Source organism: Sphingomonas sp. NCPPB 2930, assembly GCF_042867205.1.
Lineage (GTDB): Bacteria > Pseudomonadota > Alphaproteobacteria > Sphingomonadales > Sphingomonadaceae > Sphingomonas.
In genome coordinates, this window is sequence record NZ_JBHZQU010000009.1 from 65,465 (window position 1) to 86,117 (window position 20,653).

Here is a 20,653-nt window from a genome sequence, read left to right on the forward strand (position 1 = left end):
GTGTTACTGGCCGGTGACGAGCGTATCCTTGATCGAGCAGGCGGCGGGGCCCAGGATCACCACGAACAGCGTCGGCAGGATGAACAGGATCAGCGGCACCGTCATGATCGCGGGCAGGCGCGCGGCCTTTTCCTCGGCGCGCATCATGCGTTCGTTGCGGAACTCGGCCGACAGGACGCGCAGCGCGCTGGCGAGCGGGGTGCCGTATTTCTCGGTCTGGATCATCGTCGTGACGACCCCGCGGACCGAATCGAGATCGACGCGCATCGCCAGATTCTCCAGCGCCTGCCGCCGGTCGGTCAGGAAACCGAGCTCGACCGAGGTCAGCTGGAACTCGTCGCCCAGCTCGGGATAGGCGCGGCGCAATTCGCGCGCCACGCGCATGAAGGCCGCGTCGATCGTCAACCCGGCCTCGGCGCAGATGACCAGCAAATCCAGCGCGTCGGGCAGGCCCTTGCGGATCGCCTGGCTGCGCTTGGTGATCTGGTTCTTCAGCGCCAGATCGGGGGCCTTGTACGCCAGCAGCAGCGTGCCTGCGACCAGGATGTTGCGGCTGAACGGGCTCCAGGTGGCGAAACCGTCGGTGCCGTAGACCCACAAGGCGATCAGCCCGCCTAGCACGATCGGCAGCGCCAAGCGGCCGAAGATCACCGCGACCGCCATCTCCTTGGACCGGATACCCGCCTGGAGCAGCTTGGTCTGGACCGCGCGGACCTGTTCGTCCTGCAACATCTTCAGCGAATCGAGGATGACGTGCATCCGGTTCAGCATCGTGTCGCGGTCGATCAGCCTTGCCCGCGACGGGGGCGGGGCGGCGGTCCCGGCCTTGAGCTGCTCGCGCCGCGCATTGAGGGTGCGCACCCGCGCCTTCATCGGATCGCGGCTGCCGATCAGCAGATAGCCGACGAACAGCAGCGCCAGGATGCAGACGCCCCATAGCAGCGTGGCGGTGGAGGCGGCGTCGAGGCCGAACGGGCCGGTCGCGGAAGAGGGGGCGGGGCTGCGCATTCAAATCTCGAAATTGATCATGCGGGACATGATGAACGCGCCCAGCCCCATCCACAGGATGCCGACGCCGCCGACCAGCATCAGGCGCGGATCGATGAAGAAGCGCGCCATATAGGGCTGGTTGATCAGCCAGATCATGGCGAACACGGCAAAGGGCAGGACGCCGATGATATAGGCCGACGCCTTGGATTCGGACGACATCGCCTTGATCTTCAGCTTCATCTGCGCACGCTTGCGCAGCACATCGGCCAGGTTGGACAGCGTCTCGGCCAGGTTGCCGCCGGTTTCGCGCTGGATGGCGATGGCGATGACGAAGAACTGGAATTCGGGCGTCTCCAGCCGGTCGGCGACGTCCTGAAGCGCGGCATCCATCGTCCGGCCGATCCGCATCCGGTCATAGACCGCGCGAAACTCCTCGCCGACCGGGCCGGGCACCTCCTGGCCGACGACCGCCATCGTCTCGGCGATGGGCAGGCCCGAGCGCAGCCCGCGCACCAGCAGCTCGATCGCGTCGGGAAAGCGGGCGGTGAACTTCGCGATCCGGCGGCCGATCGTCATCGACAGGAAGACATGCGGCAACCACAGCCCGATCCCGATGCCCAGCAGCAGCGCCAGGACAAAGGACAGCCCGATCATCAGGCCCAGTATCAGCGTGACGAGCGCGACGGCGGCGCAGCCCAGGCCATATTGCCCCACCGTCCAGCCGCGCCCCGCCCGGTCCAGCCGCCTGGCCAGCTTCGCCGGGTTGGGCAGCAACCGGCCGAACGCCTTGTCCATGCGGGTATCGGTGGCGAACGCGATCCCGCGCGAGGCGGCCGCCACGGCGGGCTTGTCGAGATCGAGCGCGACCCGCGTGCGCAGGCCCGCCAGCCGCCGCGACTGTGCGCGCGGCGTCGACGGGGCCGACAGTGCGGCCATCACCAGCATCAGCGTCGCGAAGACGCCGACCGCCAGGATCAGGGTCGCCAGGATGCTCACCCGGTCAGGCCGTCCCGGCGCGCTTCGACAGCAGCGCCTTGAAGTCGAACCGGTCGAGCAGTCCGCGCCGCGCGGGGGCGGCGGCGTCCTCCGTGGAGGCGCAGATGCGCTGGACCATGGCGATCATCGGCGCGACGGTGCGCGAGGACTTGCCCAGTTCGGCGATCGGCTTGCCCAGCTTGGCGGCCTGCACGACCAGTTTCTGGTCATAGGGGATGAGGACATCGACGGGGCGCTCGATCGACCCCTCGAAATCGCTCTGCGCGATCTCGCAGAGCGCGGCGGGCTGGACCCGGTTGGCGACGAGCAGGACGGCGGCCTGCGGCGCGTTGAGCTTCAGCCAGGCGAGCATGCGGATCGTGTCGCGCGCGGCGGCCAAAGTGAGTTCGGTCACCAGCACCACGGTCTGGGCGGTGTTCAGCAGCATCGGCTGTTGCAGGGCCATGTCGCGCGGCAGGTCGACCAGCGTCGTCTCGAAGGTCAGCCGCATCTCCTCCTGCAACTGGGCGAAGGCGATGCCGTCGGTCAGGATCGGCGCACTGATCGGCGCCTCGGCGGACAGGATGGCCAGCCGCTCCGACGCCTTGACCATCGCGCGTTCCAGGAACAGCCCGTCGATCCGGCTGGGATTGTCGATCGCGTCGACCAGTCCGCGTCCCGGCTCCAGGTCGAGCGAGAGCGCGGCGGTGCCGAAATGCACGTCCAGGTCGAGCAGCGCGGTCGAACGCCCCAGCCGCTCCGCCATCAGCCAGCCCAGCGAGGTGGCGATGGTCGAGGCGCCGATGCCGCCGCGCACGCCGATCACCGCGACGCCGCAATGCGCCCGCTCGGGCGTCTGGTCGGCGGGGCGGGGGGCGTGCAGGATCGCGCGCGCCTGTTCGAGCGTGTCGCGAAGCTGATCGGCGCTCAGCGGCTTGAGCAGATAATCATGGATGCCGCTGTTCATCAGCGTGCGATAGAGGCGGACGTCGTTGACCTGCCCGATCGCGATGACGATCGTGCCGGGTTCGCACACCTCGGCCAGATTGTTGATCTCCCCCACCGCATCGTCGGTGTCGCTCAGGTCGACCAGCAGGATCTGCGGGCTGGCCGACACCGCCAGCGACTGGATCGCACCGCGCATGCCGGTCTTGAAGACCTTGTCCGGCGACCATCCCTGTTCGTCGGCGATCGGGCGGATCGCCTCGGCCGCCCAGTCGTCGCAGACATAGGCCTGGAACGGGTCGCGCTTCAGCGCGCGTTGGGGATTCCAGGGGGCGTTCACTGGGGCTCTCCGCTGCTGGTCGGCGCGGGGCCGCTGCTCGCGGTCGCGTTGGGATCGCGCAGCGTGGTGCCGCCCGTGCCCGTGGTGCCCGCCCGCCGCATCGCGACGATCGCGCGGGTGGCGGAGCGCGGGTCGGCGGTGGCGGGGCCGTCGGTGCCGCGGACCAGTTCCCGGGGATCGGCGACCATCGCCGCCAGGTTGCGGTTTACCGCGCAGCCATGGTTGGACGAGGTGTCGCCGCTCCAGTCGGGGGCCAGATCGCTGCGCCAGTCGGGGCAGCCGGGCACCGTCGCGCGGGCGCGGGTCACGATCACGCGGATCGTCGCGGGCGCGACCGGGCTCTGCGCGATGGGCGAGGACGGACCGAGCAGCAGGCCATAAGCGCCGATCACCGCCGCGACCTGGCGATAGGCGCCGGTGGCCTCGCCCGCCGGGTCCTCGACGGTCACGCGGTCGCCATAACCCAGCCGCAGGTTGCGCGCCCAGCCGTCGAGGCGGTGATCCTCGTCGGCCGCCAGTTGCCCGCGCGACACGGCGAGGTCGAGCGCATAGTCGGTCTGCGACACGACCGGCTGATGCGCGGTTTCCAGCCCGTGCTGGCCACCGGCGTTACAGGCGGACAGCAGCAGGCCGAGGGACGTCAGGCAAAGCGGGGCGCGGCGCATGGGGCGGGGCATCCTTGGGCGGGCGATCATTCGGAAAAGCCCGGCATGGGAACGGCCTTGCCGGGCCGCGCGGCGGGCGCGGCTCCGACCGGCGCGGCGGCGCCGGATACGGGGCGACCCTGGACCGGCGGGGCCAGGGTGGGGACGGGGCGCGGCTCTCCGGACCCGGCGGCGACCCGTCCCAGCAGGACGCGCTCGGCATCGTTGGGCGGGCGCTGGCCGTCCGTCGGCAGGGCGATGCCCGAGGGGGAATCGACCGGCTTGACCAGATAGGGGGTGATGATGATGACCAGCTCGGTCTCGTTGCGCTTGAACGCGTTGGACCGGAACAGCGAGCCGATCAGCGGCAGGTCGCCCAGCCACGGCGCCTTTTCGATGCTGTTGTCATGGGTATTGGACAACAGCCCGCCGATCATCATGCTCTGCCCCGAACCCAGCTCCAGCGTCGTCTCGGCGCGGCGGGTGGAAAGAGCGGGGATCGAGGTGCCGTTGATCCGGACCGACCCCACCGACGAGATTTGCGAGACTTCGGGCCGGACGCGCAGCGAGATCCGCCCGTCGGACAGCACCGTCGGCGTGTAGGACAGGCTGACGCCATATTGCTTATAGTCGACCGACACCGCGCCGAAGCCGCTGGTGAGCGGAATGGGAATCTCGCCCCCCGCCAGGAAGGTCGCGGTCTCGCCCGACAGCGCGGTCAGGTTGGGATTGGCCAGCGTCGAGACCTGGCCCAGCGTCTCGCCCAGATCGATCGCGGCGAGCAGGTTCATCCCCAGCACCCGTCCGGCCAGCCCCACCGACGTCCGCGCGTCGCCCGAGGTGAAGCCATAGCGGGTGCCGATGATCTGCCCCGTGGTCGGATCGGTGACGTCGCTGATCGTCCCGGCATTGCGGCCCGACGCGACGCCGAACAGGAAGCCGCCACTATTGTCGCGGCTCAGCAAGTTGACGCCGATCGTCTTGACGAAGCTGCGACTGACCTCGGCGATGCGGACCTGGAGGTTCACCTGAAGCGGGGTCGCGGTCTTCAACCGGCTGATGATCCGGGTGTCCTTGCCGACATAGGCCTGGACCAGCCGTTCCGCCTCGGCGACATCATCGGGCGAGGCGACGGTGCCGGTCAGCAGGATCATGCCGTTGATCGGCGTGGCGGCGATCTTGGCCTCCGGCATGGCCAGCCGCAGCATCCGGCCGATCGAATCGGTGTTGTTGCCGACCCGCACCGTCGCCGAATAGACGACCGTCCCGCCGCGCCCGGTGGCCGAGATGGTCGTTTCGCCGGGCTTCTTGCCATAGATATAGAGCTGGGTGGGTGAGCGGACCTGGACGTCGGCGATGCTGTCGTCGGCGACGAACAGATCGGTCATCGGACGGCGCAGGGTGATGAGGCGCGCGCGCCCGGTGTTGATCTCCATCGCGCCCGACCCGTCGCTGACGACCGTGGAGCCTTCCGGATCGGCGGCGGCGGATGGCGCGGGGGCGAGGAGCAGCGGTGCGAGGATCAGCATATGGGCGGCGGCGCGTGCCGAGCCCGCCAGGATGGACCGGGACGCCATGTTCAATTCATCCTTCCAGCTGTGGACGGACCCGAATCGCCCGACCCATGGCCGCGCGTGACCTGCACGCCGCCTTCGCGAACCGGGGCGCCCATGCCCGTGGCCGCGCCCGCACCCGCACCCGCACCGCCCGCCAAGGGCATCGCGCCGCCGGGCATCGGGATCGCGCCGTGATCGGGCCCGGCATTGGCCTGGCGTCCGGGCACCGTCCGGCGCTGATAGCGCGACACGTCGCCGCCGGTGACATAGGAGGCGCGGTCGATCATCGGCTGGCTCGCGCCTGCGGTCCGGTCGGGCTGGTCGGCCAGAGCGCGCAGAGACAGCGACAGCGTGCCGACCGTCTGCGCCACGGCGAGCTGTTCGGCCATTTTCGGCGTCGTCTCGACCGTGACGGTGGTGAAGGGGTGGACCGCCGTCTTGCCGTCCGAGCCCGCCTGATGGTCGGTGCTCTGGTCGGTGGCGAGCACGCGAACGTTGCGCATGATCGTCTCCGACACCTTCAGCGGGGGGCCGTCGCCGCCGCCCGCGACATCCTGGGTCAGCACCATGTCGATGCGGTCGCCGGGAAAGACGAAGCCCGCCACCGCCGTCTGCGCCGATACCGGCACCGTCACCGCGCGCATGCCCGGCGTGAGTGCGGCGGCCAGGAAGCCCCGGTCGCCCGGCGGCACCACCGACCCCTGGGTCAGCGGCTGTCCGGCGGTGATCGCATAGCGCAGCACCGTGCCCTGCAGCTTGGTGGGATCGGCCTGGCCCTTCACATAATAGGCACCCTGGACCATGTCCTTGGGCCAGGGCTGGAATTTCAGCGCGGTCGGGTCGATGATCGTGCCGACCGGCAGGGTGCGGGTCGCGACCAGCACCTCGGGGCCCGATTCGGCGGGCGCGACGATGACGGCGGCGGCGGCTTGCGGCGCGCTGCTGCCCGACGTGATGGTCCGGGCGAACAGCGCGGTCATCCCCGCGACCACCAACGCGCCCAACACCAGTAACAATTTGCGACTGTCCATCCCGCGCTCTTGGCCTCGTCGCCGAACCCTCTGCCCGGCCTGTTCAGGAAAATCAGGTATGATTGAATGGGTTAAAGATCGGTTCCCGCAGGATCATAAGCCCCGCCACCGCGATCGCCACGCCATAGGGAACCTCGATCGGCCGCGCCTCCCCGCGCTGGCGCCGACGCCGCAACCGATGGTCGAGGATCATGGCGAAGGTCACCACGCCGCCCGCGATCGACATGATCAGCAGCATCCGGAACAGCGGTTGCAGCGGCAGCCATAGCGCCAGCGCGGCGATCATCTTCACGTCGCCGCCGCCCATCATGCCGACGCGAAACGCCTGCGCGAACAGCAGGAAGACGAACCCCGCGACCGCCAGCTGCACCACGATATCGGGCCAGACCGACAGTCCCGAGGCCCACCACCAGAGCGGCGCGAGCAGCGCGATGGCGGCGTTCTTGCGGTCGGCGATCTCGCGGGTGCGCGCGTCCTCGATCCCCGCCGCCACCAGCAACAGGGTCAGCGCACCGATCAGCGCGATACGGACAATGGTCCATTCCATCATAGAACCACCTAGACGGCAGGGCTTTCTAAACCGTAACCGGGAGGCGGATGACCGACGCCTTCGCCCTTCGCCGATCCTTCCCCGCGGATGCGCGGCTGTCGCACTGGACCGCGCCCGACGGCTGGGCGCATCGCCGGTTCGACTGGGTGGCGGCGCGGCCGGTCGGCCGGTTGCTGTTCCAGACGGGACGCGCCGACATGATCGAGAAATATCTGGAGGTCTTCGCGCATCTGGTGGCGCGCGGCTGGAGCGTCACCGCGTTCGACTGGCGCGGGCAGGGGGGATCGGGACGCCTGCTCGCCGACCGGCATGTCGGGCATGGCGCCGATTTTTCGGTCTATGTCGCGGACCTGCGCAGCTTCTGGCAGCAATGGCGGGGTGAGGACGGCGTGGGGCTTCGCCATGTCCTGCTCGGCCATTCGATGGGCGGCCATCTGGCGTTGCGCGCCGTGGTCGAGGGCGCGGTCGATCCCGATGCCCTGGTGCTGGTCTCGCCGATGCTGGGGCTTCGCCTACCGACCGGCGCGCTGCTGGGGGCGATTCTCATCCGCGCCATGGCGGCGCTCGGCCGGGGCGAGCGTGCGATCTGGCGCGCCGATGACGGGGCGGGCCGCCATACCCGCCAGCGCAACCTGACCCATGACGTCACGCGCTACGAGGACGAGGCCTATTGGTACGCGCGGATGCCCGAGCTGGCGCTGGGGCCGCCGAGCTGGGGATGGCTGGCGGAGGCGTCGCGCTCGATCCGGGGGCTGTCGCGCGATCCCCGGCTCGACCGGCTGGGCCTGCCGACGCTGATGCTGATCGCCGAGGCCGACCGGCTGGTCGATTCGCGCGTCGCGGCGCGGGTCGCCGCCCGGATCGGCGCGCGCACGGTCCGCTTCGGCGACGAGGCGGCGCATGAGCTGCTGCGCGAGGCGGACCCGGTGCGACTGCGCGCGCTGGAGGCGATCGATACGTTCCTGGCCGGGGTCGCCGCATGAGCCATGACATCGCGATCGTCGGCGCGGGCATGGCGGGGGCGAGCCTGGCGGCGGCGATCGGATCGCGTGCGCGCGTCATCCTGCTCGAAGCGGAGGACATGCCCGGACGCCATGCGACCGGGCGCTCGGCGGCCTTCTGGTCGGAAACCTATGGCGGCCCGGCGGTCCAGCCGCTGACCACCGCCTCCGGCGCGACGCTGCGCGACGGCGGGTATCTGACCCCGCTCGGCTCGCTTCACGTCGGGCGCGCGGAGGATTCGGCGCAGATCGAGCGGCTGCTCGGCGATTTCGCGGGCAGCGGGGTGGACCTGTCGCCGGTCGATCCCGCCACGCGCATCCCCGGCCTTCGCCCCGAATGGGTGCGCGGCATCTGGGAGCCGAGCTGCGCCTATATCGACGTGGCCGCGCTCCATGCCGATTATCTGGCGGCCGCGCGCGGGGCGGGCGCAGTGCTGAGGACCGATGCCGCACTGGTCGCCGCCGAACGCCGCGACGGGCTATGGCATCTGGAGACGCGCGCCGGGCCGGTCGAGGCGCGGATATTGGTCGACGCGGCGGGCGCCTGGGCGGACGAGGTCGCGCGGATCGCGGGGGCCGCGCCGGTCGGCATCACGCCCTATCGCCGGACGATGATGCAGTTGCGCACCGATCCGCCCGCGCCGTCCGGCCTGCCGCATGTCATCGACATCAACGGCCGATTCTATTTCAAGCCCGAGGCGGGCGGGCGGCTGTGGTTGACCCCGCATGACGAGACGCCCAGCATCCCCTGCGACATCGCGCCCGAGGAATGGGACGTGGCGGTCGCCATCGACCGGCTGGAAAAGGTGGTCGACTGGCGCGTCGCGGCGGTCGAGCGCCGCTGGGCGGGGCTGCGCAGCTTCGCCCCCGACCGTGCGCCGGTCTATGGCTTCGACGCCAAGGTGCCGGGCTTCTTCTGGTGCGCGGGGCAGGGCGGCTTCGGCATCCAGACCGCCCCCGCCGCGTCACGCATGGCGGCGGCGCTGCTGCTGGGCCAGGGGGATATGCCGGGCGGCGTGGATGCGGCGCGCTATGCGGCGGCGCGGTTCTCGCGATAGCCACGCGCCGCCCGGAAGCGGCTATTTCCGGAACGTCTCCGCCGCGTCGCTCGCCAGCTTGTCGGCGCGTTCATTGTCGGGGTGGCCGGCATGGCCCTTGACCCATTTCCACTCGATCTGGTGCCGCTCCGCCGCCGCGACCAGCGCCTGCCATAGCTCGGCATTCTTGACCGGCTTCTTGTCCGCCGTGCGCCAGCCATTGCGCTTCCAGCCATGAATCCACTTGGTCAGGCCGTCCATCACATAGCGGCTGTCGGTCGACAGCGTCACCGCGCAGGGGCGCTTGAGCGCGTTCAGCGCCTCGATCGCCGCCATCAGCTCCATGCGGTTGTTGGTGGTCAGCGGCTCGCCGCCCGACAATTCCTTCTCATGCGCGCCCGACCGGATCAGCGCGCCCCAGCCGCCGGGGCCGGGATTGCCCTTGCACGCGCCGTCGGTGGCGATCTCCACGGGGGTCACAGTCCGGCCTTTCCGTCGCGATAGGCGATATAGCGCCGCCAATAGGCGAGCGGATCCTTGCGCGTCACCAGCGCATCGGCCGGGGTGTTCAGCCAGTCCCAGGCGCGGGACAGCGCGAAGCGGAGGCACGCGCCCATCGCCAGCTTCGCGAATGCCGCGCGCTCGGTGTGGGACAGCGGGAAGTGGCGCTCATATCCTTCGATCAGCGCCGCGCCGATTTCGGGTGCATAGGTCTCACCGGCCGCGTCGAAGCTCCAGGCCGAGTGCATCACGGCGAGGTCATAGACCCGATAGTCGGTGCAGGCGAAATAGAAGTCGATCAGACCGGTGACCTGATCGCCCAGCACCAGCACATTGTCGGGGAACAGGTCGGCATGGATAACGCAGGCGTCGAGGCTCTGCGCGTCCCAGCCGTCCAGCACCGTGTCGAGCGCCTCGCCCATCGCATCGTGCAGGCCCGGCTCGATCCGGTCGAGGTCGCGGCCGCATTGTTCGAACAGCGGGTGCCAGCTGGCATGGCCCATCGAATTGGCGCGGCTCTGCGGAAAGTCCGCCACCGCCCGGTGCATCGCGCCCATCGCGTCCGCCGCCGCCAGCGCCTGCGCCGGGGTCGGGTGCGACAGCGACACGCCGGTCAGGAACTGGATCAGGCAGGCCGGGCGGCCCGCCAGTTCCTGGATCTCGACGCCCTGCCGGTCCTTGATCGCGGGCGGCACGGCCAGGCCCTTGGCCGCCAGATGGTCGAGCAGCGCGAGGAAGAAGGGCAGGTCGCCCGCCGCCACGCGCTTTTCATACAGGGTCAGGATGAACCGCGCGGTCGTGGTGTCGACCAGGTAATTGCTGTTCTCGACGCCCTCGGCGATCCCCTTGGCGGAGATCAGCTCGCCCACGTCATAGCGTGCCAGAAACGCCGACAGCGCCTCGGCCGAAACCTGCGTATAGACGGCCATGGTTCAGGCGGCCGCTTCCAGACCGCGCGGCAGCTTGAACGCGATCGTCTCGCGCGTCGTCTCTTCCTCGCGTTCGGTGACGGTGAAGCGTTCGGACAGCCGGTCGACCAGCTCGCGCACCAGCAGCTCGGGCGCCGAGGCCCCGGCGGTCAGGCCCAGCGTCCTGACCCCGTCCAGGAACGCCCAGTCGAGATCGGCGGCGCGCTGGATCAACTGGGCGCGCTTGCCCGCCCGCTCGGCGACCTCGACGAGTCGCAGCGAGTTGGACGAATTGGGCGCGCCGATCACCAGCACCGCGTCGCACTCGGCGGCGATCGCCTTGACAGCGGCCTGGCGGTTGGAGGTGGCGTAGCAGATGTCCTCGCCACGCGGTGCCAGGATGTTGGGGAAGCGGCGCTGGAGCGCCTCGATCGTCGCGGCGGTGTCGTCGACCGACAGGGTGGTCTGGGTCAGGAACGCCAGATTGTCGGGATCGGCGGGGGCGAACGCCTCGACATCGGCGACCGTCTCGACCAGCGACATCGAGCCCTGCGGCACCTGGCCGAAGGTGCCGATGACCTCGGGGTGGCCGGCATGGCCGATGAAGACGATATGGCGGCCCATCTCGACCAGCCGTTCGGCCTGGCGATGGACCTTGGACACCAGCGGGCAGGTGGCGTCGAGATAGTCGAGGCCCCGGCTCTCGGCATCGGCGGGCACCGACTTGGGCACCCCGTGCGCGGAGAAGACGACATGCGCGTGCGGCGGCACCTCGTCCAGTTCCTCGACGAAGATCGCGCCCTTGGCCTTCAGGCTGTCGACGACGAATTTGTTGTGGACGATCTCATGCCGGACATAGACGGGCGCGCCATGTTTTTCGAGCGCCAGCTCGACGATGCGGATGGCGCGGTCGACGCCCGCACAGAAGCCGCGCGGGGCGGCGATCAACAGGTCGAGCGGCGGCTTGGGGGCATCGGTCATGCTGCGGCTCTACGCCATTGCTTGCGCGCGTCCAACCCGGTTCCTATGCTGGCGGCCAAACCGGCATCCTGCTTCGGCATCCAGAATAGGCGTTTCGACCTGTGAAAGCATCGCTCCCCGTTTCCGTCTTGGCGCCCGTTGCCCTTGCGCTCGTGCTGGGGGGCTGCGCCCGCACCGGTGAGATCGATGCGTCGGGCGGGATCACCGCCGTCCGCTCGGCTTGCCCGGTGGTGGGCGTGGCGGCGGGCACCGGCGACGTGACCCTGTTCAAGACGCCGGGCGCGACCGACGAGGGGGCGATCGATCTGGTCGCCAATATGACCAACGTCCGCTCGACCTGCGCCGATGCGGGCAGTGACATCGTCACCACCGTGACCTTCAACGTCGAGGCGCGGCGCACCGACACCGCCGCCGCGCGCGACGTGACGCTGCCCTATTATATCGCGATCGTGCGCGGCGGGACCAATGTCGTCGCCAAGCGGGTGAGCCGCGTGTTGGTCCATTTCGACGCGGGCCAGGCGCGCGGCCAGGTGGCGGGCGAGGCCTCCACCACCATCGCGCGCGCCGCCGCGACCCTGCCCGACGATGTCCGCGAGAAGCTGACCCGTCGCCGCAAGGCGGGCGACGAGGACGCGGCGGTCGATCCGCTGAGCCAGCCCGAGATCCGCCAGGCGGTGGCAAGCGCCAGCTTCGAGGCGCTGGTCGGGTTCCAGCTGACCGAGGCGCAGCTGAAGTATAACGCGACGCGGTGATTCCGGCGTGCCCCGGCGAAGGCCGGGGCCCAGTTGCGGTAAGGCCTGTGGCGCGCCGTGTCGTGGCGTGGGAGGCTCCGGCCGATCGCTCGCTTTTGCCTCCCACGCGATGGGCGCGCGCGCCTCGGACCGTTTGGCATCTGGGCCCCGGCCTTCGCCGGGGAACGAATTGGGGTTGCGGCCCCCGGTCCCCATCCAGCCGCTTAATCCACAATATTGATCGCACCCCCGATTGACTTGGGCACCCCCTGTCGGCAGAGGGCGCGGCGTCGATGTCGGACATGTCCGACATAGGCGCGCGCGGGAGAGCGCCGGGTGCATCTTTCAGATGGCAAGACCCGGCCGCCGAAGGAGCAACCACCCCGGAATCTCTCAGGCAAATGGGACCGCGCGATCGCCATCGACACTCTGGAAAGCGCGCCTCGACCCCGGTCGCGGCGCCACCGAAGGGGTAAGCCGGAATTTCCGGCGAAAGCTCTCAGGTTCCGTGACAGAGGGGGATCGGATCGGGTAGGAGACACGCGTCCCTAGCCGACACCCTTTTGACGGAGACCGGCCCCGTGAGCGACGCAACCGACCTGAATGTAGAAGACGCCCCCGAGGGTCAGGAGATCATCCAGACGCTGCCGCTGGACGCCTGGCACCGCGCGCGCGGCGGGCGGATGGTCCCGTTCGCGGGTTATGAGATGCCGGTCCAGTATGAAGGCATCATGGCCGAGCATCTGTGGACCCGCGAGTCGGCCGGGCTGTTCGACGTCAGCCATATGGGGCAGGTGGTCTTCACCGGCGACAATGGTCTGGCCCCGGTCATCACCGCGCTGGAAAAGGTGCTGCCGGGCGACATCACCGGCCTTGGCTCCGCCAAGAACCGCTATTCGCTGCTGCTGAACGAAGAGGGCGGCATCCTCGACGACCTGATGGTGACCAAGCGCACCCTCGATGGTGCGGAAGAGCTGTACATGGTCGTCAACGGCGCGACGAAGTATGACGATATCGCCTATCTGCTCGACTTCATCCCCGACGATGCGACGCTGAACCTGCTCGACGAGCAGGCGCTGCTGGCGCTCCAGGGGCCCAAGGCGGTCGATGCGCTGTCGCGGATCGTGCCGGGCGTCGAGAACCTCGTGTTCATGACCGCCGCCGACTTCGTGTGGAACGAGGTGCCGCTGTGGATCAGCCGCTCGGGCTATACCGGCGAGGACGGTTACGAAATCTCGATTCCCGCCGAGCATGCTGCCGCTTTCGCCGACGTGCTTTGCGAGCAGGCGGAAGTGAAGCCGATCGGCCTGGGCGCGCGCGACTCGCTGCGTCTGGAGGCGGGGCTGCCGCTCTACGGCCATGACCTCGACCCGGAGACGACGCCGGTGATGGCCGATCTGGGCTTCGCGCTCGCCAAGAAGCGTCGCGAGGCGGCCGACTTCCTGGGTGCGGAGCGCATCCTCGCCGAGCGCGAGAACGGCCCCGCCGTCAAGCGTGTCGGCCTGACCGTCGCGGGCCGCCAGCCGGTGCGCGAGGGCGCGTCGGTGGTCGCCGAGGACGGCTCGGTCATCGGTCGCGTCACCAGCGGCGGCTTCGCCCCTTCGATGGGCGCGCCGATCGCCATGGCCTATGTCCCCACCGAGCTGGCGACGCCCGGCACGGCCCTCAAACTGCTTCAGCGCGGCAAGATCCATGACGCCACCGTCACGGCCATGCCGTTCGTCCCCCATCGTTACGTTCGTTCAGGAGCCAAGTGACCATGAGCCGCTATTTCACCGAAGATCATGAGTGGATCGACGTCGACGGTGATGTCGGCACGGTCGGCATCTCCGATTACGCGCAGGGTGCGCTGGGCGACATCGTGTTCGTCGACGTCCCCGAGGAAGGCCGCGAGCTGTCCAAGGGCGACGAGGCCGCCGTGGTCGAGTCGGTCAAGGCAGCTTCAGACGTGTATGCGCCCGTCTCGGGCACCGTGATCGAGGGCAATGCCCAGCTGTCGGACGAGCCCGCGCTGGTCAACACCGATCCCGAAGGCGAGGGCTGGTTCTTCAAGATCACCCTGTCGGACGCGTCGGAGCTGGACGGCCTGATGGACGAAACCGCCTACGCCGCGTTCGTCGCGAAGCTCTAACCTTCCTACTCCCCTCCCGCAGGCGGGAGGGGCTGGGGGAGGGGACTCGCTCTCCCCCGATCATCAGGCTTGTTGAAGCCGACTGCCCTCCCCCGACCCCTCCCGCCTGCGGGAGGGGAGAAGAAGGGAAGGGCGATGACCCCTCGATCCGCGAGGTTTTCGGGGTGAGGGGCGGAGAAATGGAACGCATGCGCTACCTGCCCCTTACCTCTTCCGACCGGGCTGAGATGCTCTCGGTCATCGGCGCGGGATCGGTCGACGACCTGTTCGTCGACGTGCCCGAATCCGCCCGCCTGTCCGGCCCCATCGAGGGACTGCCTAACCACGCCTCCGAACTGGCGGTCGAGCGGCACATGACCGCGCTCGCGCGCAAGAATATCGTGGCGGGCGATGTGCCCTTCTTCCTGGGCTGCGGCGCCTACCGCCATCATGTGCCCGCCAGCGTCGATCACCTGATCCAGCGCGGCGAGTTCCTGACCGCCTACACGCCCTATCAGCCGGAAATCGCGCAGGGCACGTTGCAGATGCTGTTCGAGTTCCAGACGCAGGTCGCGCGTCTGCTCGGCACCGATGTCGCCAACGCCTCCATGTATGACGGCTCGACCGCCTGCTGGGAAGCGATCGGCATGGCGCGGCGCATCACCAAAAAGTCCAAGGCGATCCTGTCCTCGGGCCTGCACCCGCATTATGTCTCGGTCGCCAAGACGATGGCCAAGTACACCGGCGACACGCTGGAGACCGGCACGCCGGTCCTGACCGCCGAGACCGATATCGACCAGATGATCGCGGCGATCGACGGCGACACCAGTTGCGTCGTCGTCCAGTATCCGGACATTCTCGGCCGTATCGCCGACCTGACCCCGCTGGCCGAGGCGTGCCACGCCAAGAAGGCGCTGCTGATCGCCGTCGTGACCGAGCCGGTCGCGCTGGGCGCGATCCGCGCACCCGGTGAGATGGACGCCGACATCGTCGTCGGCGAAGGCCAGTCGCTGGGCGTCGGGCTTCAGTTCGGTGGGCCCTATGTCGGCCTGATGGGCTGCAAGGATAAGTATATCCGCCAGATGCCCGGCCGCTTCTGTGGCGAGACGGTGGACGCGGACGGCAAGCGCGGCTTCGTGCTGACGCTGTCGACCCGCGAGCAGCATATCCGCCGCGAAAAGGCGACGTCGAACATCTGCACCAATTCGGGGCTGTGCGCGCTCGCCTTCTCGATCCACATGACGCTGCTGGGCGAGGCGGGGCTTCGCCGGATGGCGGGGATCAACCACGCGCAGGCCTGCCGCGCGGCAGACCGTCTGGCGAAGGTGCCCGGCGTCAAGCTGGTCAACGACGTGTTCTTCAACGAGTTCACGCTCGACTTGGGCCGCGAGGCACGTCCGATCGTGCGGACGCTCGCCGAGCGCGGTGTGCTGGCGGGCGTGTCGCTCGGCCGGCTCTATCCGGGCGAGGACGTGCTCGCGAACGGACTGGTGGTGGCGGTCACCGAAACGGTGACGGCGGAGGATATCGAGACGCTTGCCCAAGCGCTTGAGGAGGTGCTGGCATGACGATCAACCAGAGCGGCTGGAAGCCCACGAGCCCCGAGGCCAAGGACGGCGAGGTCAGCGCGACCTTCACCGGCAACCGCGCGCTGATGCTCGAGGAAAAGCTGATCTTCGAGATCGGCGATGCCGAGACGACCGGCGTCGACTTTGCCGAGGGCGATGTCGCGGGTTCGCGTCTGGGCGACCTGAGTCGCAAGGCGCCGATCGGCCTGCCCGGCCTGTCGGAGCCGGAGACGGTCCGCCATTATACCCGTCTGTCGCGTCAGAATTACGCGATCGACCTCGGCCTCTTCCCGCTGGGTTCGTGCACGATGAAGCACAATCCCCGCCTGAACGAGAAGATGGCGCGGCTGCCGGGGTTCAGCGACGTTCACCCGCTCCAGCCCGTCGACACGGTGCAGGGCGCGCTGGAGGTCATTCACCAGCTGGCGCACTGGCTGGTCACGCTGACCGGCATGACCTCGGTCGCGATGAGCCCGAAGGCGGGCGCGCATGGCGAGCTGTGCGGGATCCTTGCGATCAAGGCGGCGCTGGAGAAGCGTGGCGAGGGTCATCGCAAGGTGATCCTGGTCCCCGAATCGGCGCATGGCACCAACCCGGCAACGGCGGCATTCGCGGGCTTTTCGGTCGAGGACATTCCCGCGACCGCGGACGGGCGAGTCGACACCGCGGCGCTGAAGGCGCGGCTGGGGCCGGACGTGGCGGGCGTCATGATCACCAACCCGAACACCTGCGGCCTGTTCGAGCGTGACCTGAAGGACATTTCCGACGCGGTCCATGCGGCGGGCGGCTATGTCTATTGCGACGGCGCGAACTTCAACGCCATCGTCGGGCGCGTGCGTCCGGGCGACCTGGGCGTCGATGCGATGCACATCAACCTGCACAAGACCTTCTCGACCCCGCATGGCGGCGGCGGGCCGGGTTCGGGGCCGGTGGTGTTCTCCGAGGCGCTGACGCCGTTCGCGCCTATGCCGTTCGTCGAGAAGACGGGCGAGGGCTTCCGCCTGGTCGAGGAAGAAAATGCCGAGGACCATCATGCCGACAGCTTCGGCCGCATGGTCGCCTTCCACGGCCAGATGGGCATGTTCACCCGCGCGCTGACCTATATCCTCAGCCACGGCGCCGACGGGCTGCGCCAGGTCGCTGAGGATGCGGTGCTCAACGCCAATTACGTCCTGCGCTCGCTGGAGAGCACGCTCGACGCCCCCTTCGCCAAGAGCGGCCCGTGCATGCACGAAGCCATCTTCTCGGACGAAGGGCTGGCCGAGGGCTTCTCGACGATCGACGTCGCCAAGGCGCTGATCGACGAGGGTTTCCACCCGATGACCATGTATTTCCCGCTGGTCGTCCACGGCGCGATGCTGGTCGAGCCGACCGAAACCGAGTCCAAGGCCGCGCTCGATCAGTTCATCGGCGCGCTGGCCTCGGTGGCGGAACGCGCCAAGGCGGGCGACCCGTCGCTCAAGACCGCGCCGCACTTCGCGCCGCGCGCGCGCCTCGACGAGACGCTGGCCGCGCGCAAGCCCGTGCTGGTGTGGAAGGACAAGGCGGCCTGATCGGCTGTTCCCCGCGCCGCCCGAGCGGTGGCGCGGGGGCATCGTCATCCCGGCGCAGGCCGGGATCTCTGGCGATCGTCAGCTGCCGTCGCCAAAGGCCCCAGCCTTCGCTGGGGCGACATCGCTAGAGCGCCGTGAACAGGCAAATCCCGCCCAAGATTACGCCGGGCGCATTGGCGAAGACGATCGGCCAATCCCGCTTCTCGCGCAAAAACCCATAGGCGACCCAGAGCGAGCAGTTCACCATCGTCGCCAGCGGCTGAATCACCGAACCCTTCTGGCCCGCCAGGTTGAGTTGGATCTGGTCGATATAGGACAGGTACATGGCCACCGCCGTGGCGGTCGCGATCCAGCCGAGCAGCATCAATTTCCGTTCGCTCACAGCCGTTTGGTCTCCTTCTTCATGACAGATAAATCGATTGAAGCCTGGTGCTGCAACGCGCAAGCGGGGCAGGATGCTCCGGGGCGGAAAAGGGACCAGCATGCGCTTTGACACAAGCGACGCAACGACGCTGGAGACGATCCTGCGCTGGCGCCGCGACGTCCGTCATTTCCGCACCGATCCGATCGACGAGGCGGTGCTGGCGCGGCTGGCCGAGGCGATGGCGCTGGCCCCCTCGGTCGGCAATGCCCGGCCATGGCGGGTGATCCGCGTCGAGGACCCCGCATTGCGCGCCGCCGTCCGCGCCGATTTCCGACGCTGCGACGAAGAGGCTGCGGCCGATTATGCCGACGAACAGGCCGCGGCGTACCGCGCGCTGAAACTGGCGGGCCTGGACGCCGCGCCGGTCCAGCTGGCGGTCTTCACCCATGTCGATCCGGCGGAGGGGCACGGCCTGGGCCGTCGCACCATGCCCGAGACGCTGCGTCAGTCGACCGCGATGGCGATCCACACGCTCTGGCTGGCGGCGCGGGCGGCCAATCTGGGGATGGGAATGGTCTCGATCCTCGACCCCGCCGCCATGGAGCGGATCTTCGAGGTGCCCCAGGACTGGAGCTTCACCGCCTATCTGTGCCTGGGTCATGCCGAGTGGGACGACGATACCCCGCTGCTCCACCGTGCGGGTTGGCAGGAAAATGCGCCGACGCGGTGGGAGGTGCGCTGAAAATCCTCCCTGCAAGGGCAGGAATGATGTCAATCTTCCGCAGCGGCGGAGATCGTCTGCTGCTTGCCAAGCCGCTGCTCGCGCCAGACGATGAACAATCCGCTGGCGATGATGACCGGGGCGCCCAGCCAGGTTCCCGCCGTGGGCAAGGCCCCGAAGATCAGCCAGCCATAGACGGTCGCCCAGATCAGCCCCGAATAGTCCATCGGCACGACGGCGGCGACGGGAGCCAGCCGCGATGCGCCGGTCAGCGCCAGCTGCCCCATGCCGCCCGCCAGCCCGATCGAGACGAGCACCACCCAGGTCAGCGGATCATGCATCTTCAGGTGGAAGGCATAGGGCAGGGCGATGAAGGGCAAGGTCAGGATGGTGAAATAGAAGACGGTCGTGGTCGCGGGTTCGTCGCGCAACTGGCGCAGCACGATCGCGACGATCGCTACGAACATCGCCGCCATCAGCCCGACGCCCGCCCCGAACATCGACATGTCGCTCGCCCCCGGCCGCACGACGAGCAGCACGCCCGCAAAGCCGACCAGCACCGCGCTCCACCGTTGCAACCCGGTCTTCTCCCCCAGCACCAGCGCGCCGAGCAAGGTGGCGAAGATCGGCACGGTGAACTGGAAGGTCGTCGCTTCGGCCAGCGGCAGCAGCATGACCGCGCCGAAGGTGAAGACCATGCCGACCAGCCCGACCATCGCCCGCTTGGCATGGCCCTTCAACCGGGTGGTGCGCAGCGACGCCAGCCCCGGCCCCGCCATGACGAAGGCGAGCACGACCGGCAGCGCGCAAAGCTGTCGAAAGAACATGGTTTCGGACAAGGTCGCCCCACGCGACTCGGCCAGCTTCACGAGCGCCGACATGGTCGACAGGAAGAAGATGGCGATCAGGCGCAGGCCGATGCCTTTGAGCACGCGGTCGCCGGTCATGACCCTGCGCTTAGAAGAGCATTTCAAAAACGGCAATGGGCGAGGCTGGTCTGGGGCCGCCCTATGCCCGGCTACGGCGTGGCCTGGCCCACCGACAGGGCGGGGTGGCAGAGCATGGCAACCAGTTCGCTTTGACGGGTGCAACCGATCTTGCCGAATATGGAGCGCAAATGCGTGCGCGCGGTCGCATAGCTGATGCCGCGGATGATCGCCGCCTCCTGGAGTGATCGACCGGCCGCCAGTTCGACCGCCAGCATCGCCTCCGCCGGGGTCAGGTCGAACAGCAGTTTGAGCAGCCCCGCCTTCGGGACGGACCGGTTGGCAGGGTCTGCGGCTATGATGATGAAGCCGTCGGCGTCGAAACGCGACCTGGCCATTTGGCGCAGCGGGATGAAGTGGAGGGCGCAGGGCGGCATCATGGCATGCGCGTCCAGCAGGATCGTCGCGCTGACCACCGCATCGGTGCGGCTGGCGGCCAATGCCCTTCGGATCTTGGCATCGATGGCGGTGTTCCGAAAGCGAATCCGTCCCTGGACCGTCGTGATACGATCGCCCATCCCGACCTCGAATTGTCGGTTATGGGCGCGCAGCCGTCCGCTGCGTTCGATGACGGCGGCGGGGGTGTTGAGCAGGTCTAGCGCATCGACCGTCGCCTGGGCGGCGACCTGGTTCATCTGCATCGAAAGGCTGGCCGCGCGCGCCAGATGCGGGCGCAGCCGATCCAGCTGAGGCAGGGCGGCGCGGGCACTGGCTTCGCTGGCAAAACCCTCCAGCGTGACGGTGATCATCTTGTCCGCCACGCCCTGGATGACGGTCCCGGCACCGATCGCATATCCTTCGGGGATCAGAAAGTCGCGATAGACCGGGAGAGTGGCCATCATGTCCGGATGATGCAGGTCGCTGTCGGTACGGAACCGGGGCGCGTGTTCGGCGACGAGCGGCGCGGCTCTGACATTGGGTTCCAACCACCCCTGATCGATGTAGCGTTGGAAGAAATCATCATGTCTCAATGACATGATGAATAAATTCTGCCATTCCGAAGTGGCGAAGAGGCAGGCACAGCGAGCACCAAAGTGTCTCGAGAGATTTTCGAGAAGTTGCGGCCAGCGATTGCGATCCGCAACCGTCGCATATATTTCGTCCAAAAGCCTTGGGTCGACCATGGAGTGGTCGCTATCGGAAATTCCTTTACGCGACATA

General features: G+C 68.5%; 21 protein-coding genes and 1 riboswitch. Of the genes, 8 read left to right on the forward strand and 13 right to left on the reverse strand.

From position 1 onward, the window contains the following. Positions 1-3 precede the first annotated feature (3 nt). From ACFX59_RS11845 to ACFX59_RS11875, 7 genes are read right to left on the reverse strand one after another with little or no spacing between them, the layout of a single operon-like run. On the reverse strand, positions 4-1,008 hold the full coding sequence (locus ACFX59_RS11845; RefSeq protein WP_387432463.1) for a type II secretion system F family protein: 1,005 nt from the start codon (positions 1,006-1,008) through the stop codon (positions 4-6). Further along, positions 1,009-1,986, reverse strand: coding sequence for a type II secretion system F family protein (locus ACFX59_RS11850; protein ID WP_387432464.1), 978 nt, complete (start codon positions 1,984-1,986; stop codon positions 1,009-1,011). Positions 1,987-1,990: 4 nt separating this feature from the next. Then, positions 1,991-3,250: a pilus assembly protein CpaE gene (locus ACFX59_RS11855; RefSeq protein ID WP_387432465.1), complete on the reverse strand. Its 1,260-nt coding sequence runs from the start codon at positions 3,248-3,250 to the stop codon at positions 1,991-1,993. After that, the gene (locus tag ACFX59_RS11860; protein ID WP_387432467.1) at positions 3,247-3,915 is read right to left on the reverse strand and encodes a CpaD family pilus assembly lipoprotein; all 669 of its coding nucleotides are present in this window, start codon (positions 3,913-3,915) and stop codon (positions 3,247-3,249) included. Before ACFX59_RS11860 ends, ACFX59_RS11855 begins: the two co-directional genes overlap by 4 nt. Before the next feature lie 26 nt (positions 3,916-3,941). Then, complete coding sequence (locus ACFX59_RS11865) at positions 3,942-5,471, reverse strand: type II and III secretion system protein family protein (protein ID WP_387432468.1); 1,530 nt, start codon at positions 5,469-5,471, stop codon at positions 3,942-3,944. A 2-nt stretch (positions 5,472-5,473) separates the two neighbouring features. Further along, entirely contained in the window at positions 5,474-6,481 is a 1,008-nt protein-coding gene (gene cpaB, locus ACFX59_RS11870; protein ID WP_387432469.1) for a Flp pilus assembly protein CpaB, read from the reverse strand. A 52-nt stretch (positions 6,482-6,533) separates the two neighbouring features. Beyond that, on the reverse strand, positions 6,534-7,028 hold the full coding sequence (locus ACFX59_RS11875) for a prepilin peptidase (protein ID WP_387432471.1): 495 nt from the start codon (positions 7,026-7,028) through the stop codon (positions 6,534-6,536). Positions 7,029-7,078: 50 nt separating this feature from the next. On the opposite strand from ACFX59_RS11875, the gene ACFX59_RS11880 reads away from it, so the two are divergent. Both ACFX59_RS11880 and ACFX59_RS11885 read left to right on the forward strand, forming a co-directional pair. Next, positions 7,079-8,014, forward strand: a complete 936-nt coding sequence (locus ACFX59_RS11880; RefSeq protein WP_387432473.1) for an alpha/beta fold hydrolase — start codon at positions 7,079-7,081, stop codon at positions 8,012-8,014. Further along, positions 8,011-9,090: an NAD(P)/FAD-dependent oxidoreductase gene (locus ACFX59_RS11885; protein WP_387432474.1), complete on the forward strand. Its 1,080-nt coding sequence runs from the start codon at positions 8,011-8,013 to the stop codon at positions 9,088-9,090. The genes ACFX59_RS11880 and ACFX59_RS11885 overlap by 4 nt, the downstream gene beginning before the upstream one ends. Positions 9,091-9,111: 21 nt before the next feature. Here the strand turns inward: ACFX59_RS11885 and rnhA are convergent, their stop codons facing one another. Genes rnhA through ispH form a run of 3 tightly spaced genes read right to left on the reverse strand, consistent with a single transcriptional unit; the run spans position 9,112 to position 11,459 of the window. Next, positions 9,112-9,549 (reverse strand): ribonuclease HI, encoded by a 438-nt coding sequence (rnhA, locus tag ACFX59_RS11890; RefSeq protein WP_307103169.1) that lies wholly within the window; start codon positions 9,547-9,549, stop codon positions 9,112-9,114. Then, on the reverse strand, positions 9,546-10,499 hold the full coding sequence (gene thrB, locus ACFX59_RS11895; protein ID WP_387432475.1) for a homoserine kinase: 954 nt from the start codon (positions 10,497-10,499) through the stop codon (positions 9,546-9,548). Before thrB ends, rnhA begins: the two co-directional genes overlap by 4 nt. Positions 10,500-10,502: 3 nt before the next feature. Next, positions 10,503-11,459: a 4-hydroxy-3-methylbut-2-enyl diphosphate reductase gene (gene ispH / locus ACFX59_RS11900; RefSeq protein ID WP_387432476.1), complete on the reverse strand. Its 957-nt coding sequence runs from the start codon at positions 11,457-11,459 to the stop codon at positions 10,503-10,505. Positions 11,460-11,560: 101 nt separating this feature from the next. Between ispH and ACFX59_RS11905 the strand changes: the two genes are divergently transcribed. The 5 genes from ACFX59_RS11905 (at position 11,561) to gcvPB (ending at position 17,421) form a co-directional block, all read left to right on the forward strand. After that, positions 11,561-12,211: a hypothetical protein gene (locus tag ACFX59_RS11905; protein ID WP_387432477.1), complete on the forward strand. Its 651-nt coding sequence runs from the start codon at positions 11,561-11,563 to the stop codon at positions 12,209-12,211. Positions 12,212-12,502: 291 nt separating this feature from the next. Then, a riboswitch (glycine riboswitch) is annotated at positions 12,503-12,610 on the forward strand. 161 nt (positions 12,611-12,771) lie between these two features. Next, positions 12,772-13,947, forward strand: coding sequence for a glycine cleavage system aminomethyltransferase GcvT (gcvT, locus tag ACFX59_RS11910; RefSeq protein WP_387432478.1), 1,176 nt, complete (start codon positions 12,772-12,774; stop codon positions 13,945-13,947). 2 nt (positions 13,948-13,949) lie between these two features. Continuing rightward, on the forward strand, positions 13,950-14,321 hold the full coding sequence (gcvH, locus tag ACFX59_RS11915) for a glycine cleavage system protein GcvH (RefSeq protein ID WP_307103178.1): 372 nt from the start codon (positions 13,950-13,952) through the stop codon (positions 14,319-14,321). A 188-nt stretch (positions 14,322-14,509) separates the two neighbouring features. Then, positions 14,510-15,868 carry an aminomethyl-transferring glycine dehydrogenase subunit GcvPA gene (gcvPA, locus tag ACFX59_RS11920; RefSeq protein ID WP_387432479.1) on the forward strand — a complete coding sequence of 453 codons (1,359 nt, stop codon included), beginning with the start codon at positions 14,510-14,512 and terminating at the stop codon, positions 15,866-15,868. Further along, the gene (gene gcvPB, locus ACFX59_RS11925) at positions 15,865-17,421 is read left to right on the forward strand and encodes an aminomethyl-transferring glycine dehydrogenase subunit GcvPB (protein ID WP_387432481.1); all 1,557 of its coding nucleotides are present in this window, start codon (positions 15,865-15,867) and stop codon (positions 17,419-17,421) included. The genes gcvPA and gcvPB overlap by 4 nt, the downstream gene beginning before the upstream one ends. 124 nt (positions 17,422-17,545) lie before the next feature. Here gcvPB and ACFX59_RS11930 read toward each other — a convergent pair whose 3' ends face one another. Next, complete coding sequence (locus ACFX59_RS11930; protein WP_042484722.1) at positions 17,546-17,785, reverse strand: SemiSWEET family transporter; 240 nt, start codon at positions 17,783-17,785, stop codon at positions 17,546-17,548. 118 nt (positions 17,786-17,903) lie between these two features. On the opposite strand from ACFX59_RS11930, the gene bluB reads away from it, so the two are divergent. Further along, positions 17,904-18,527, forward strand: a complete 624-nt coding sequence (gene bluB, locus ACFX59_RS11935) for a 5,6-dimethylbenzimidazole synthase (protein WP_387432482.1) — start codon at positions 17,904-17,906, stop codon at positions 18,525-18,527. Positions 18,528-18,556: 29 nt separating this feature from the next. On the opposite strand, the gene ACFX59_RS11940 is transcribed toward bluB, so the two are convergent. Together ACFX59_RS11940 and ACFX59_RS11945 are read right to left on the reverse strand one after the other, a co-directional pair. Continuing rightward, positions 18,557-19,453 (reverse strand): DMT family transporter, encoded by an 897-nt coding sequence (locus ACFX59_RS11940; protein ID WP_307103186.1) that lies wholly within the window; start codon positions 19,451-19,453, stop codon positions 18,557-18,559. A gap of 71 nt (positions 19,454-19,524) precedes the next feature. Then, the gene (locus tag ACFX59_RS11945) at positions 19,525-20,616 is read right to left on the reverse strand and encodes a helix-turn-helix transcriptional regulator (RefSeq protein WP_387432483.1); all 1,092 of its coding nucleotides are present in this window, start codon (positions 20,614-20,616) and stop codon (positions 19,525-19,527) included. Positions 20,617-20,653 lie beyond the last annotated feature (37 nt).

What these genes read in the sequence shown, in the direction of transcription:
- ACFX59_RS11875 (WP_387432471.1), bottom strand. Translation starts at nt 7,028, where the DNA reads ATGGAATGGACCATTGTCCGTATCGCGCTGATCGGTGCGCTGACCCTG.
- cpaB (WP_387432469.1), bottom strand. Translation starts at nt 6,481, where the DNA reads ATGGACAGTCGCAAATTGTTACTGGTGTTGGGCGCGTTGGTGGTCGCG.
- ACFX59_RS11930 (WP_042484722.1), bottom strand. Translation starts at nt 17,785, where the DNA reads ATGCTGCTCGGCTGGATCGCGACCGCCACGGCGGTGGCCATGTACCTG.
- ACFX59_RS11880 (WP_387432473.1), top strand. Translation starts at nt 7,079, where the DNA reads ATGACCGACGCCTTCGCCCTTCGCCGATCCTTCCCCGCGGATGCGCGG.
- gcvH (WP_307103178.1), top strand. Translation starts at nt 13,950, where the DNA reads ATGAGCCGCTATTTCACCGAAGATCATGAGTGGATCGACGTCGACGGT.
- ACFX59_RS11885 (WP_387432474.1), top strand. Translation starts at nt 8,011, where the DNA reads ATGAGCCATGACATCGCGATCGTCGGCGCGGGCATGGCGGGGGCGAGC.
- thrB (WP_387432475.1), bottom strand. Translation starts at nt 10,499, where the DNA reads ATGGCCGTCTATACGCAGGTTTCGGCCGAGGCGCTGTCGGCGTTTCTG.
- gcvPB (WP_387432481.1), top strand. Translation starts at nt 15,865, where the DNA reads ATGACGATCAACCAGAGCGGCTGGAAGCCCACGAGCCCCGAGGCCAAG.
- ACFX59_RS11945 (WP_387432483.1), bottom strand. Translation starts at nt 20,616, where the DNA reads ATGGTCGACCCAAGGCTTTTGGACGAAATATATGCGACGGTTGCGGAT.
- ACFX59_RS11865 (WP_387432468.1), bottom strand. Translation starts at nt 5,471, where the DNA reads ATGGCGTCCCGGTCCATCCTGGCGGGCTCGGCACGCGCCGCCGCCCAT.
- ACFX59_RS11860 (WP_387432467.1), bottom strand. Translation starts at nt 3,915, where the DNA reads ATGCGCCGCGCCCCGCTTTGCCTGACGTCCCTCGGCCTGCTGCTGTCC.
- gcvPA (WP_387432479.1), top strand. Translation starts at nt 14,510, where the DNA reads ATGCGCTACCTGCCCCTTACCTCTTCCGACCGGGCTGAGATGCTCTCG.
- ACFX59_RS11845 (WP_387432463.1), bottom strand. Translation starts at nt 1,008, where the DNA reads ATGCGCAGCCCCGCCCCCTCTTCCGCGACCGGCCCGTTCGGCCTCGAC.
- bluB (WP_387432482.1), top strand. Translation starts at nt 17,904, where the DNA reads ATGCGCTTTGACACAAGCGACGCAACGACGCTGGAGACGATCCTGCGC.
- ispH (WP_387432476.1), bottom strand. Translation starts at nt 11,459, where the DNA reads ATGACCGATGCCCCCAAGCCGCCGCTCGACCTGTTGATCGCCGCCCCG.
- ACFX59_RS11940 (WP_307103186.1), bottom strand. Translation starts at nt 19,453, where the DNA reads ATGACCGGCGACCGCGTGCTCAAAGGCATCGGCCTGCGCCTGATCGCC.